13 protein-coding genes are annotated in these 13,995 nt (G+C 61.9%); 11 read left to right on the top strand and 2 right to left on the bottom strand.

The annotated features are described in order from the left end of the window. Window positions 1–410: 410 nt before the first annotated feature. Complete coding sequence (locus tag AMK00_RS17740) at window positions 411–965, bottom strand: histidine phosphatase family protein (RefSeq protein ID WP_064811254.1); 555 nt, start codon at window positions 963–965, stop codon at window positions 411–413. Between the two features lie 232 nt (window positions 966–1,197). On the opposite strand from AMK00_RS17740, the gene AMK00_RS17735 reads away from it, so the two are divergent. The 3 genes from AMK00_RS17735 (at window position 1,198) to AMK00_RS17725 (ending at window position 2,878) form a co-directional block, all read left to right on the top strand. Next, on the top strand, window positions 1,198–1,407 hold the full coding sequence (locus AMK00_RS17735) for a CbtB domain-containing protein (protein WP_011426664.1): 210 nt from the start codon (window positions 1,198–1,200) through the stop codon (window positions 1,405–1,407). Between the two features lie 113 nt (window positions 1,408–1,520). Next, window positions 1,521–2,255, top strand: a complete 735-nt coding sequence (locus tag AMK00_RS17730) for a CbtA family protein (protein WP_064811253.1) — start codon at window positions 1,521–1,523, stop codon at window positions 2,253–2,255. A gap of 53 nt (window positions 2,256–2,308) precedes the next feature. Beyond that, window positions 2,309–2,878: a hypothetical protein gene (locus tag AMK00_RS17725; protein ID WP_237350417.1), complete on the top strand. Its 570-nt coding sequence runs from the start codon at window positions 2,309–2,311 to the stop codon at window positions 2,876–2,878. Here the strand turns inward: AMK00_RS17725 and AMK00_RS17720 are convergent. After that, window positions 2,863–3,525, bottom strand: a complete 663-nt coding sequence (locus tag AMK00_RS17720; RefSeq protein ID WP_064811251.1) for a sulfite oxidase-like oxidoreductase — start codon at window positions 3,523–3,525, stop codon at window positions 2,863–2,865. The genes AMK00_RS17725 and AMK00_RS17720 overlap by 16 nt on opposite strands. Window positions 3,526–3,714: 189 nt before the next feature. Here AMK00_RS17720 and AMK00_RS17715 point away from each other — a divergent pair, with 189 nt between their 5' ends. The 8 genes from AMK00_RS17715 (at window position 3,715) to AMK00_RS17680 (ending at window position 13,988) form a co-directional block, all read left to right on the top strand. Beyond that, on the top strand, window positions 3,715–5,508 hold the full coding sequence (locus tag AMK00_RS17715) for a sensor histidine kinase (RefSeq protein WP_252997334.1): 1,794 nt from the start codon (window positions 3,715–3,717) through the stop codon (window positions 5,506–5,508). Continuing rightward, on the top strand, window positions 5,505–6,839 hold the full coding sequence (locus AMK00_RS17710) for a sigma-54-dependent transcriptional regulator (RefSeq protein ID WP_064804725.1): 1,335 nt from the start codon (window positions 5,505–5,507) through the stop codon (window positions 6,837–6,839). Before AMK00_RS17715 ends, AMK00_RS17710 begins: the two co-directional genes overlap by 4 nt. A gap of 248 nt (window positions 6,840–7,087) precedes the next feature. After that, a complete protein-coding gene (locus AMK00_RS17705; RefSeq protein WP_064811249.1) occupies window positions 7,088–8,071 on the top strand; it encodes a tripartite tricarboxylate transporter substrate-binding protein in 984 nt (327 codons plus the stop codon). Window positions 8,072–8,280: 209 nt separating this feature from the next. Beyond that, window positions 8,281–8,742, top strand: a complete 462-nt coding sequence (locus AMK00_RS17700) for a tripartite tricarboxylate transporter TctB family protein (RefSeq protein WP_064811248.1) — start codon at window positions 8,281–8,283, stop codon at window positions 8,740–8,742. Between the two features lie 9 nt (window positions 8,743–8,751). After that, complete coding sequence (locus tag AMK00_RS17695) at window positions 8,752–10,257, top strand: tripartite tricarboxylate transporter permease (RefSeq protein WP_064811247.1); 1,506 nt, start codon at window positions 8,752–8,754, stop codon at window positions 10,255–10,257. Between the two features lie 92 nt (window positions 10,258–10,349). Then, a complete protein-coding gene (locus tag AMK00_RS17690; RefSeq protein ID WP_064811246.1) occupies window positions 10,350–11,519 on the top strand; it encodes a M20 aminoacylase family protein in 1,170 nt (389 codons plus the stop codon). A 582-nt stretch (window positions 11,520–12,101) separates the two neighbouring features. Beyond that, window positions 12,102–13,547 (top strand): UbiA family prenyltransferase, encoded by a 1,446-nt coding sequence (locus AMK00_RS17685; protein ID WP_406869905.1) that lies wholly within the window; start codon window positions 12,102–12,104, stop codon window positions 13,545–13,547. Between the two features lie 9 nt (window positions 13,548–13,556). After that, window positions 13,557–13,988: a GtrA family protein gene (locus AMK00_RS17680; protein ID WP_064811244.1), complete on the top strand. Its 432-nt coding sequence runs from the start codon at window positions 13,557–13,559 to the stop codon at window positions 13,986–13,988. Window positions 13,989–13,995: the final 7 nt, after the last annotated feature.

Here is a 13,995-nt window from a genome sequence, read left to right as displayed (position 1 = left end):
GAATATTTACAGGGAGCAGTTTGCGGTGGGTCGTCGGCAGACGGATAGCGTTGCGATGCAGCCAGGATCGGCACTGCGGCTGTTTTGCCGGTTCCGTTCGGGAAGAGGATGTTGCTGCAGGTGATTAGGCCGAAAAGATGCCCCAGAGGAACGAAGGCGAGCGTGCTGACGCATCGCTCGCCTTTTTTCGTGCTTCAGGCGGTGACGATCAGCAGCGGAACGCTGAGGATGAGACCGGCCAAAACCGTGAACGTCGCGACGCGCATCAACCGCAGGCGCCGTGTACGCTCTCCACTCCAATCATATGTCATTCTTCCATCTCCTTGGGACAAGGAAGTAGTCCCCGCAAAACCGGGTTCAACAGGAATGACGCGATTTGCTTGTGTAAGGCTGGAGAAAATAAGGAATCTCTAATGCGGGAGGCGCAGAGACCAGCGGCTTCCGTTGCTGGTCATGCGAACGATGGCGAGTGGCTCGACGTCGCTCAGCCAGAAGGAGGAGGGCGGCGCCTGAAGCACATGCGCGACTGCAGCCCGGATGACGGCCGCGTGGCTGATGGCGATCACGTGACCGCTTTGGGCGGACTGGGCATCCATCCAGCCAGCGACGCGCTTTCGCAGGTCGAGAAGACTCTCGCCGCCGTGCGGGGCAACCCCCGGCTCGGTCATCCAGGCCATGAGATTTTCCGGCTCTTCCGCCTCAATCGCCTCGATCGATCTGCCAGCCCAGCGGCCATGGTCGCAATCTCGAAGCGACGGATCAATTTGCGCTTCGAGACGGAGCGCCTCAGCCGTCTGGCGGGCGCGCAAGGCGGGGCTTGTGACAATACGATCGGCGTAGGGCAGGGCGGCGATCCTGGCTGCTTCTTCCACGGCCTTTTCTTCCAGTGGTTCGTCGAGCGGAAACAGGGCCTTGCGGTTCGCCGCCGTCGCGCCGTGGCAGATCCAGGTGAGGCGCGTATTCACGGTTGTTCTGATCTCCGAGGACGGGGTGTGGACGGCCTTTGCGGGCTTCGTGAAGTTTCGTTGACAGTCTCTTCGGCGTGCAGATATAACCGTGCTGTTGCGGGTTTGGAAGCCGGTGGAAACCCGGCGCGGTCGCGCCACTGTGACCAGTGTGTCGAAAGCTCTTCACGCTGGAAGTCAGACCCTGCCGCACAACACTCTTTCGACTGAACGCGTCATTCCGGAGGAATACATGTCTGACACCACTTTCGCGCCCGTTGCGGCGCCGGCCCCGATCCCGGTTGGCGAGATCCTTCCGTGGGCGATCTTCGGCGGTCTGCTGATGCTCATCGTTCTTTATTTCGTCGGCACCGAGGAAGGCGCGATGGCGCTGTTCAACGGCATGTATGTGCACGAATTCGTGCATGACGGCCGCCATCTTCTCGGCTTTCCCTGCCACTAAGCGCATCGCGATCTTTCGGATTCGCTTCTCGCGCTTTAGGTCTTTGTTTTACGCATGTCGGTATCGCAAAACCGCTGCATACTTTGCGCGACATGCTTAGGGGGAATACTGACATGGTTGGAAAGCTCCTGCTTCGCGGCATGCTTGCGGGCCTGATTGCTGGCATCCTCGTTTTCGCTTTTGCGCATATCTTCGGCGAGCCGCTGGTCGATGCGGCAATCGCCTTCGAGGAGGCGAGCGCCCAGGCTGCGGGCGAAGCTGCCGAACCTGAAATCGTCAGCCGGGCCACGCAGGCCGGTCCCGGCCTTTTCACAGGCGTCATGGCCTACAGCATCGCCGTCGGCGGGCTTTTTTCGCTCGCCTTCGCCTTCGTGCACGGCCGCTTCAGCAGCCTATCGGCGCGCGGCACCTCGGCCGTCATCGCCATTGCCGCCTTCGTGGCGGTCGTTCTGGTTCCCGGCATCAAATATCCGGCCAACCCGCCGGCGGTCGGCAATCCCGATACGATCGGCGTCAGGACCGAACTATTCTTCCTGATGATCGTCGTTTCGCTCGCCTCGCTGGTTGCCGCGATCGCGCTGTCGCGCCGCCTTGGCGAGCGTTTCGGTCTCTGGAACGGCGCGATCATTGCCGGCATCGCCTATCTCGTCTTCATCGGCTCGGTTCTCTATCTGCTGCCGCCGATCAACGAGGTGCCGGAGAATTTCTCGGCGATGGTGCTCTGGCGGTTCCGCAGCACCACGCTCGGCATGCACGCGATCCTTTGGACAACGCTCGGTCTTGTTTTCGGAGTGCTGGCAGAAAGGCCTCTTGCCGTCAAAAGCGGACTGCTGCCGACGTTCCGGTGATGCGGCATATCGGCAGGCTTGCTTTTCTCGGTCTCATCGCGAGCCTATCGCCAATGTTTATCGGAAATGCTCTGGCCCATGGGAGCAGCTCTGGCGGCTCCCATGCCGGGCTCGATATTCCGGCAATTTCCCACGGCGAGATGGCGGTCATTTCGGAGTATCGCAGCAGCATCAGCTTGCTGGCGTCACGGGCGGCCGATACGAACGAATCGTTCCGGCGTGTCCTGAACTACTCGGAAATCCAGTATTCCTATTGCCTCTGGGGACGGATGCCGGGCAGTGTGACGGACGAGGAGAGCCCGTTCAACGAATGCGCCCATGCCTATCTCGCGGCGACCAAAGCCGTGCTGATGGCGATGCGTGAGATGCCGCGGGAGGCAACCGCGGCGGGCGAAATCATTTCGGCCATCGACGCCGAGATGGCGGGCCGCGGACTTGCCTTCATCACCTGCCAGTTCAGTGGCGAGGCATTCAATACCGCCAATATCATCAAGCCGAATTGGAGCAAGGTGCCGCTTCATCCTGCCAGCATGGTCTCACTGGCGGGGTTGGCCGCTCTGTTCGGTCTTGCCGTTCTTGCACTACGCGGCTTCCTGCGGCCGAAGGCTCAGTCGTCGGAATAGCGCTGCTCGCGCCACGGATCACCATGCATATGGTATCCGTTCTTTTCCCAGAAGCCGGCCTCGTCGGCGGCGATCAGCTCGATGCGGCGCAGCCACTTGGCGCTTTTCCAGAAATAGAGATGAGGCACGACGAGCCGCATCGGCCCGCCATGCTCCGGTGTCAGCGGCAGGCCTTCCCAGGAGGTCGCCAGAATCGCATCCTCGGCGGCGAAATCGGCGAGCGGCAGATTGGTTGTATAGCCGTCGTAACTTGTCAGCATGACGAAGGCTGCTTCCGGCCTCGGCATGGCAAGGTCGAGCAGATCGCGCGTCGAAACGCCCTTCCATTTGTTATCGTAGCGCGACCAGGTGGTGACGCAGTGGATGTCGCTGATCCTGATGCTCGGCTCGATCGCCTGGAATTCGGTCCAGGTGAGGGTGAGTGTCGTTTCGACCAGGCCGCGTACTTCAAGCCGCCAGCTATCGGTTGAAATGACCGGTTGCTGGCCGAGATCGAGCACCGGCCAGTTCTTGACGAGGTGCTGGCCGGGCGGCAGGCGCTCGGCGTCGGGACGGCTGATGCGGCCGGTCAGGAACTTGCCCTCGGATGCCCAGCGGCGCTTGGAGCTGGTGAGCTTGCTGTCGGCGGGCGTCTGATCATCGCTCATGAATGGGTCTCCTTGCGGTGCAGCAATAGGACATCCGTCCCTGCCGAGTGTCAAGTTTCGGCGAGCCCTTGGAAATCCTCGCTTGCCTCATTAAACTGAGCCGTCGGGCATGCCTTGCTGGGGAGTGAAGGCAGAAGGGAGGAGCCGAATCTGTCTTCGAGATATCGTGCCATCGCGGCGTTGTTGCTGGTGCCGCTCGTCATTTTCGCCTTCTTCACCTATGGAAGTGCGATTGCGACGCGTGCCTATATGCAGGAGGCTTCAGCCCAGGCGGGAACGGCGCTGCGCCTAGCCGTCTCGGCACTCAGCGGCCATCTCAACCGCTACGAGGCGCTGCCGGCGCTGATCGCCGATCACGACGATATCAAGGAACTGGTCAGCGCGCCCGAGGACATGGCGCTTCGCGGTGCGGCCAATCTCTATCTCAAGGAAATCAACGGGCTTTTGAAATCCTCCGATATCTATGTGGTGAAGCCGGACGGGGAGACGATCGCGGCGAGCAATTACGATGGCCCGGGGAGCTTCGTCGGCCAGAATTTCAACTACCGGCCCTATTTCCAGGAAGCCATCGAAGGCCGGCAGGCGCGGTTTTATGCTCTCGGCACCACGTCGCTAAAGCGCGGCTACTATTTCTCTGCTCCGATCAGGGTCGGTGCGGATATTCGCGGTGTCATTGTCTTCAAGGTCGATATCGACATGATCGAATCTTCCTGGAGCGGCGGCGAATACAAGATCTTCGTCTCCGATCCCGAGGGCATCATCTTCATGTCCGGCAGCCCGGAATGGCTCTATGGCGCGATCCTGCCGCTGACGGCCGATCGTATTGCCCGGACCGAGGCGTCGCGGCGCTACGCCAATGCGAAGCTGACGGCTCTGCCGGTGACGCGCCATCGCTTGGAGCCGCATGATCTGATGACGCTTGCGAGCGATCGGGGCGCAAGCGAATATCTGGTGCTGTCGCATTACATGCCGGCCGAGGACTGGACGGTGAATGTGCTGATGGAAACGAGTTCTATCCGCGCCCAGGCGCGCACCGCGCTTGTCGCCGTCTTTCTCATCCTTTGCATCGCCGGTCTCGCTGTAGCGGTCATTCGCCAGCGGCGGGCGCGGCTTGCCGAGCGCATGTTGATGCAGGCCGAAGCGCGGGGCGAACTGGAGCGGCGGGTGGAGGAGCGCACGGCCGATCTTGCCCGAGTCAACAGCCGCATCGAGGAGGAGATCGCCGAGCGGCGGATGACTGAGCAGCAGCTTCGCCAGACGCAGGCCGACCTCATCCAGGCGGGCAAACTCGCTGGTCTCGGGCAGATGTCGGCTGCGCTTTCGCATGAATTCAACCAGCCGCTTGCCGCTGCCAAGACCTATACGGATAGCGCTTCGGTGTTGATCGACCGCGGTCGGATGGAGGAGGCGCGCGACAATATAAGGCGGATCGGCGGGCTCATCGACCGCATGGCCTCGATCAGCCGGCACCTGCGCAACTTTGCCCGCAAGCCGAACGAGAAGCTCGGGCCGGTTTCACTCGACGAGGCGATGCGCGATACGCTTGAGATTATCGCTTGGCGGCTGAAGGCGGCGGACGCCGAGCTCCGGCTCGATCTCGGAACCCGGCCGCCGGTGGTGCGCGCCGGATCTGTGCGGCTGCAGCAGGTGCTGGTGAATGTGATCTCCAATGCCGCCGATGCGGTGGAAGGTCTGAGTGACAGGCGCATCGAGGTTTCGGCCTCCGAGGAGGCCGGCAAGGTGGTGCTGACGGTGCGTGACCATGGGCCTGGCGTGCCAGCGGCAATCGCCGAGCGCATCTTCGACCCCTTTTTCACGACCAAGGGTGTGGGCAAGGGGCTCGGCCTCGGACTGTCGATCTCCTACAACATCGTCAAGGATTTCGGCGGCAGCCTGACCGCCGCCAATCATCCCGAAGGGGGCGCGGTGTTCCGCATCGAGCTGCAATCGGCGGCAGGGTCGATGCCGGAGGCGGCGGAATGAACGAGGCCAAGATCCTGCTTGTCGACGACGAGGAGGAACTGCGCCGCTCGACGGCGCAGGCGCTGGAGCTTTCCGGCTTCAGCGTCGAGACCTTTTCGAGCGGCGACCATGTGCTGGAACTGATCGGCTACAGCTTTCCCGGCGTCGTCGTCAGCGATATCCGCATGCCCGGCATGGACGGCATGACCTTGATGCAGAAGATCCGTGAGATCGATCAGGAGGTGCCCGTTATCCTCGTCACCGGCCACGGCGACGTCCAGCTTGCGGTCAAGGCAATGCGTGAGGGCGCCTATGATTTCATCGAGAAGCCGTTCACGCCTGAAATGCTCGCCGGCGTTATCCGCCGGGCGATGGAGCGGCGCGGTCTCGTGCTCGAAAACCGGCTGCTGAAGGCGGTCGCCGGCAAACGCGACGATATCGAGGCGCGGCTGCCGGGGCGCACCCAGGTGATGGTGGATCTGCGCTACCGCATCCGCGCGATCGGCGCCAGCGATGCCGATACCCTCATCGTCGGCGAGACCGGGGCGGGCAAGGAGGTCGTGGCCCGTGCACTTCACGATATCAGCGCCCGGGCGAGCCGGCCATTCATTGCGATCAATTGTGCCGCCCTGCCGGCAAATCTGATCGAGAGCGAGCTCTTCGGCCATGAGGCCGGCGCCTTTCCCGGCGCCGTCAGGCCGCGTTACGGCAAGTTCGAACATGGCCGCGGCGGCACCATCCTGCTCGACGAGATCGGCTCCATGCCCTTCGACCTGCAGGCGAAGTTCCTGCGGGTGCTGCAGGAGCGGGTGATCTCCAGGCTCGGATCGAACGAGGTCGTGCCGCTCGACGTGCGCTTCATCGCGACGAGCAAGGTCGATCTGGAGGCTGAGGTGGCCGCTGGCCGCTTCCGCGCCGATCTCCTCTACCGACTGAACGTCGCAACGCTGCATGTGCCGTCGCTATCGCAGCGGCGGGCGGACGTTCCGTTGCTCTTCCTGCAGCTGGTGCGGGAAGCGGCCGCCCGCTACGGCCGCGACGAGGTGGCCGTGCCGCCGGAGGTGATCTCCGACATCGCCCAACGCGACTGGCCCGGCAATGTGCGCGAGTTGAGGAATGCCGCCGACCGTCTGGTCCTTGGGCTCGACAATGGCGGACGGCAGGCCGAAGAGGCAACTGGGCTTGCGGAGCGGGTCGCCGAATTCGAGCGAGGGATTATCGCCAGCGCGCTGGTGGCGCATGGCGGCAGCCTCAGGCCGGTTTACGAATCCCTCGGCATCTCCCGCAAGACCCTTTACGAAAAGATGCAAAAATACGGCCTCGACAAGCGGATGCTGACTACCGAAAGCTGACTTCGCGTTCCTGCTGCATTCTCCGGGGCAACGGTGCTGTAGTCCTAGACCGTCGCGTGTTGGGTGGAAATCCACCCATCGCCTATGCCGTTTGTTTCCAAATCGACCCATGCTGCATTGCACTGCCGGAGAATCGTCTTGCGGAAGCGACGGTAATGATTGCGGCTCGATTTCTCCCGGCGGCAAATAGGTGATCGCCGGCGCGGAGGATGTGTCGGCGGGCTTGCTGTTTCATCAGGGAGGAAACGATGAAAATCCTGAAGGCCGTGCTCGGCCTGACCGCGGCTGCCGCGGTTTCTCTTCTCGCCGGTGTCGCTTCGGCGCAGACCTATCCTGAGCGCACCATCACCATGGTCGTCCCCTTTGCGGCGGGCGGCCCGACCGATACCGTCGCACGCCTGGTGGCTGAATCCATGTCGAAGGATCTCGGTCAGCAGATCGTCGTCGAAAATGTCGGCGGCGCCGGCGGCACGCTCGGCGCCGGCCGGGTGGCGAACGCCGATCCCGATGGCTACACGATCCTGCTGCACCATATCGGCATGGCGACAAGCGCCACGCTCTATCGCAAGCTCGCCTATGACACGCTCGGCGCCTTCGAATATGTCGGCCTCGTCACCGAGGTGCCGATGACGATCGTCGCGCGCAAGGATTTCGAGCCGAGCGATCTCAAGGGACTGATCGATTACGTCAAGGCCAACAAGGACAAGGTGACGGTCGCCAATGCCGGCATCGGTGCGGCTTCGCATCTCTGCGGCATGATGTTCATGAGCGCCATCCAGACGCCGCTCACGACCGTTCCCTATAAAGGAACCGGCCCGGCGATGACGGATCTGCTCGGCGGCCAGGTCGATATCATGTGCGACCAGACCACCAACACCACGAAACAGATTAAGGGCGGCACGATCAAGGCCTATGCGGTGACCTCGCCGAAGCGTCTCGACGTGCTGAAGGATGTACCGACGGCTGTCGAAGCCGGCCTGCCGGGCTTCGAAGTCGGCATCTGGCATGGCATCTACACGCCGAAGGGTACGCCGGCCGCGATCAACGAACGCCTGTCGAAGTCGCTGCAGCTGGCGCTGAAGGATCCGAATGTCGGCGCCCGCTTCGCCGAACTCGGCACAGCGCCGTCTTCCGATGCAGATGCGACTCCTGCTGCTTTGAAAGCCAAGCTCGAAAGCGAGATTGCCCGCTGGAAGCCGGTGATCGAGGCTGCCGGGGAATATGCGGACTAGTGAGGGATGTGCCAGGAATAGCCCCTCACCCTAACCCTCTCCCCGAAAACGGGGAGAGGGGACCTGCCCTGAGCAATTGCGGAAAAGGCGAGAGGCTTGCGGCATGTTCCCTTCTCCCCGCAAGCGGGGAGAAGGTGCCGGCAGGCGGATGAGGGGCAATCGCTGCAGTAACGGCCTCACGTGAACCATCTCCAACTCCAGGAGACACCATGAAATCCATCAGTTTCGATAGTACCAATGCGATCTGCGGCGCGCTGTTCGTCGCGACCGGCGCTTTCTTTGCCTATCAGTCGGTCGGGCTCGACCTCGGTACGGCATTGCGCATGGGTCCCGGTTATTTCCCGTTCATCCTTGCGTGCGCGCTGATACTTCTCGGCGCGATCATCTTCATTCAGGCGCTGCGTGTGGAGGGGGAGCCGGTCGATCCCTTCGCCTGGCGCGGCATGCTCTTCATTCTGCCGGCTCCCGTCTTCTTCGGATTGACGGTGCGCGGGCTTGGATTTGCGCCGGCGCTGTTCTTCACAGCCTTCATCGCCTGCTTTGCGTCGCGCAAGATGAACCTGGTGTTCGCGGTCATCCTGTCGCTGCTGCTGACGATCTTTTCGGTCGCCGTCTTCAGCTATGGGCTCGGACTGCCGTTCGAACGCTTCGGCCCCTGGGTCCGGTTCTAGGAGGCGACGATGGATCTTTTCAGCAATCTGGCGCTCGGCTTTGCCACGGCGGCAACGTTCGACAATCTTCTCTTCTGCCTGATCGGCGTGCTGCTCGGCACGCTGATCGGCGTGCTGCCCGGCATCGGCGCCACGGCGACGATCGCCATGCTCTTGCCGATCACCTTCCAGCTCGAGCCGGTCTCCTCACTCATCATGCTCGCCGGCATCTATTACGGTGCGCAATATGGCGGCTCGACAACGGCGATCCTCATCAACATGCCGGGCGAATCCTCCTCTGCCGTCACCGCGATCGACGGCTATCAGATGGCGCGCAAGGGCAGGGCGGGGGCGGCGCTGGCGATCGCGGCCCTCGGCTCCTTCTTCGCCGGTACGGTCTCGACCTTTCTCGTTGCGGTCTTCGCGCCGCCGCTGACCGACATCGCGCTGCAATTCGGATCGGCTGAATATTTCTCGCTGATGATCGTCGGCCTCGTTTCCTCGATCGCGCTGGCGCACGGCTCAGTCGTCAAGGCGCTGGCGATGGTGGCGCTCGGGCTGCTGCTCGGCCTCGTCGGCACCGATATCTATACCGGCACGCCGCGTTTCACGCTCGGCATCCGCGAATATGCCGACGGGCTGAATTTCGTGGCGCTCGCCGTCGGCGTCTTCGGCGTCGCTGAAATCCTGCGCAATCTCGAGGGAGAGTCGACACGCACGGTGCTGATGGCCAAGGTATCGGGTCTCTTGCCTTCGCGCCAGGAATTCAAGGAGATGATCGCGCCCATCATCCGCGGCACCGCGATCGGTTCGGCGCTTGGCATCCTGCCCGGTGGCGGGGCGATCCTCGCTTCCTTCGCCTCCTATACGGTGGAAAAGCGCTTGTCGAAGACGCCGAAGGAATTCGGCCAAGGCGCGGTCGCCGGCGTCGCAGGGCCGGAATCGGCCAATAATGCCGGAGCGCAGACCTCGTTCATTCCGCTGCTGACGCTCGGTATTCCGGCCAATCCGGTGATGGCGCTGATGATCGGCGCGATGATCATCCAGGGCATCGTGCCGGGCCCGAACGTCGCCACCGAGCAGCCGGCGCTGTTCTGGGGCATCATCGCCTCGATGTGGATCGGCAATCTGATGCTCGTCATCCTCAACCTGCCGCTGATCGGACTCTGGGTGAAGCTTTTGACGGTGCCTTATTATGTGCTCTTCCCCATTATCATGGCCTTCTGCTCGATCGGGGTCTACAGCGTCAATTCCAACGTCTACGACCTCTATGCCGTCGCCTTCTTCGGTCTCATCGGGTACGTGCTGGCCAAGCTCCGCTGCGAGCCGGCGCCGCTGCTGCTCGGCTTCGTGCTCGGGCCGTTGCTGGAAGAGAATCTCAGACGCGCCATGATCCTGGCGCGCGGTGACCCCAGCACCTTCATCACGCGGCCGATCAGCGCCACGCTTCTGGCAATCGCGGTCGCCGTACTGATCGTCGTCTTCCTGCCGAGCGTCAGGAAGAAGCGCGAGGAGGTGTTCGTCGAAGAAGCTTGAGGGTTGAACTCGCGAGTTGTTTGATGAACAACGAATGATCTGACGCGGGCGCCGTTCGGGCGCCCGTTTCACATGGAGGGATATCCAGGCCCATGAGCATTCCTGCCCGGATCAAGGACGATCTGCTGTTCCTCACCGCCCTGCGCCGCGATCTGCACGCCCATCCGGAACTCGGTTTCGAGGAGGAGCGCACCGCCGGTATCGTCGCAAAGCTTCTCGAGGAGACCGGCATCGCCGTGCATCGCGGGCTTGCCGGCACCGGCGTGGTCGGCACGCTGCAGGTCGGCAGTGGCACGCGCACGATCGGGCTGAGGGCTGATATGGATGCGCTTGCGATGCCTGAGATGGCGGAGCGGCCCTATAAATCGACAGTGCCGGGAAAGATGCATGCCTGCGGCCATGATGGCCATACGGCAATGTTGATCGGCGCCGCGCGGCACCTGGCGGCGACGCGGAATTTTTCCGGCACCGTGCATTTCATCTTCCAGCCGGCCGAAGAGGGCCGCGGCGGCGCGAAGCGCATGGTCGAGGAAGGGCTCTTCCGGCTTTTCCCCTGCGATGCCGTTTATGGCCTGCACAATATGCCGGGGCTTGCTGTCGACGAGATTGCCGTGGTCGAGGGGCCACAGCTCGCCTCCTCCGACAGCTGGCGCATCACCTTTCGCGGCATCGGCACGCACGGCGCCAAGCCGCACCTCGGCCGTGATCCGATCACGGCAGCCGGTACTTTCCTGTCATCGCTGCAAACGATCGTTGGCCGCGTTGTCGACCCGCTGCAACCGGCGGTCGTCAGCGCCTGCTTCCTGCAGGCGGGCGATGCCAAGGCGTTGAACGTCATTCCCGATATCGTCGAGATCGGCGGCACGGCACGGGCCTATTCGCCTGGGGTGCGCGACCAGCTGGAAACCGAAATCGGTCGGTTGGCGAGTGGGACGGCTTCGATGTACGGCGTATCAGCCGACTATCGTTTTGAGCGGCGGATACCGCCTGTCGTCAATGATGCGGATGCGGCATCACGGGCGCTTGCCGCCGCCGGCACCGTCTTTGGTGAAAAAATACGGAGGAGTTTTCCGCCATCGACGGCCGGAGATGACTTTGCCTTCTTGGCTGAGAATGCGCCGGGTTGTTATGTCTGGCTGGGCAACGGGCCGGCGGTTGATGGGGCGCTGCATCACAACACGGCTTATGATTTCAACGATGAGGCGCTTGGATACGGGGCGGCTTACTGGGTAGCGTTAGTGGAGGGGGAGTTGAAGGTTTAAGCGGTGTCCATCGCTCCGTTTTCGAGCATCACCAGGATCGGTCCCTCAACCGATTTATAGACAGCCGCGAGTTGAACCGCTCGAAAAACGACCATGCCCAGCGCGGCTGCGAAGAAAGCCACCGAAACCGGCGCGAGGCAGCTCCTCCCAGCATCTAACATGTCAATGTCAACGCCCCGAAAAGCAGAGCCAGATTCATCACAATACGCATTCCACACCAATTTTTACGGTCCTCGAACCGGCGTATCGTCGGTTTGCTCCGCCTTCGGCGCGTCATTTAGTTTTGTACAAAGCTCGAAAATTGGCCGGACGCGAACACGACAGTCGATGATTCAGTTGGCGAGGACGCAATTTTCCCGGGAGAGATTCCTAATCTGCGCCGATAAACTCAACCTGTGGTGCAGCTCACCCATTTGGGTGATGGAACCAAATCGCTTAGCCGTGGTTCGGCGGGCTTTCACGGTTTCAAAGCATAAGGGAAATCCTTTGAACGAGCTGCATCACGAATTCCAGCTGCGAAGAGATTTTTTGCCGAGAGCCGACGAGGACGAGTGGCCTGGAGCTGAGCCCGCGGCATTGCCGGTGGACAGTCCACCGGACCTCCAAAAACCGCTGCCGCCCCGCCCGTTGGTGGTTGATCTTGACGGCACCCTGGTGCGATCGGACCTGCTGATCGAGACGGTCTTCTCTGAGCTTAGCCGCCGGCCCCATTCGATCGTCGATTTCATCAGGTCGCTGTCCGCCGGAAAAGCGTGTCTGAAGCACCGCCTTTCTCAACCAGCGGATTTCGATCCGGCTATCCTTCCTTATGACGCGGAAGTGCTGAACGTCATCAAGGCCGCACGGGAGGAGGGGCGTTCGGTTTATCTCGCTTCTGCAACCCACGAACGCCTGGTTTGCGCGGTTGCCGACCACCTCGGCCTCTTCACCGGCTGGTTTGCAACGAACGAGACGATGAACTGTGTCGCCGAGGTGAAGGCGGCAGAGCTCGTCGCCGCCTTCGGAGAGGGTGGTTTCGACTATATCGGCAATGACCCGGCCGACTTGCCAGTCTGGCGCCACGCCGCAAAATCCTATGCGATAAGGACATCGGCGGCAGTTGCGCGAGAGCTTTCGCGCCAATGCGACAACGTCGAGCATCTTAGCCACGACAGACCGACATGGCGGATTTGGACGCGCTCGTTGCGAGTGCATCAATACGTCAAAAACGGGTTGGTCTTTATCCCGTTACTGACAAATCAACTCTTTGACCTCCATAGCCTTGCGAATGCCGGCCTGGCTTTGGTGGCTTTTTCGCTTTGTGCCTCGGGCGTTTATCTCCTGAACGACCTGGTCGATCTGCAGGACGACCGCCGCCATAAAACCAAATGCCGCAGACCCCTTGCCTGTGGCGAGATCCCGCTGTCGCACGCTCTGCTGGCAATCCCGATCCTGCTTTTTCTGTCGTTTACGGTGGCCGCCGTGGTGTCACCCGTCTTCGTGCTCGTACTCGCGGGATATTTCGCCTTGACCACCGCCTACTCGTTCTTCCTCAAGCGGAAGATGATCCTGGACGTGGTGGCTCTCGCCTCTCTTTACACCACGCGGGTGATCGGCGGCGCTGCCGCCGTCTCGGTGTGGCCATCGCCCTGGCTGCTTGCCTTCATGATGAGCTGGTTCCTCTCGCTCGCTTTGGTGAAGCGATACACCGAGCTCATTTCACGCCGCGCCGCGCACCTGCCGGATTCCAAGAGCCGCGACTACAGGAAGGCGGATATTGGTATGGTGGGCGCCCTGGCGGCTGGATCGGGAATGAACGCGCTGACGTTATTTGCCCTCTATGCCGCAAGCGACAGTGCCCAAGACATCTACACCCGGCCAGCGATGCTGTGGTTGGCCGGACCAATCCTTGCCTGCTGGATTGCCCGCATCCTTATGCTCGCCCACCGGGGGCAGATGCATGACGATCCAGTCGTCTTCGCGATCAAGGACAAGGTCAGCCTCGTCACGCTCGGCGTCGCCGGCGTACTTGTCATTGCCGCAATGTGAGGTGGCCGAATGGGTCGTCAGTCCTCAGAGCGAAGCACTTCCGCGGGCCTCGCAACCCGCTACCTCGCCTTCGCCGTGCTCTCCACCGCCGCCAACTTCGCGGTCCAGGCTACTGTCATGCAGCTGGCGCCGTCGCCGAGCCTCGTGCCATCGATGCTCGCAGGGACCGCTGCCGGCTTCGGCTTGAAATACGTCCTCGACAAACGATGGATCTTCTTCGACGGCTACACGTCATACGGCGACGAGGTGCTCAAGGTGGCGCTTTACGGCCTGTTCAGTGTCCTGACGACGCTCATATTCTGGGGGTTCGAAATTGCTTTTTGGACGGTCTGGAAGACGGAGCTCGCAAAATACACCGGCGGAGCGCTCGGATTGGCGATCGGCTACGTCTCCAAATACGCAATGGACCGGAAATTCGTCTTCAAACCAGAGGAGGCGTAACAAACTC

Origin of the sequence: Rhizobium sp. N621, assembly GCF_001664325.1 — a bacterium.
Classification (GTDB): Bacteria; Pseudomonadota; Alphaproteobacteria; order Rhizobiales; family Rhizobiaceae; genus Rhizobium; species Rhizobium esperanzae.
The sequence above is the reverse complement of the archived record's forward strand: the minus strand, read 5'-3'. Positions and strand labels throughout refer to the sequence as shown.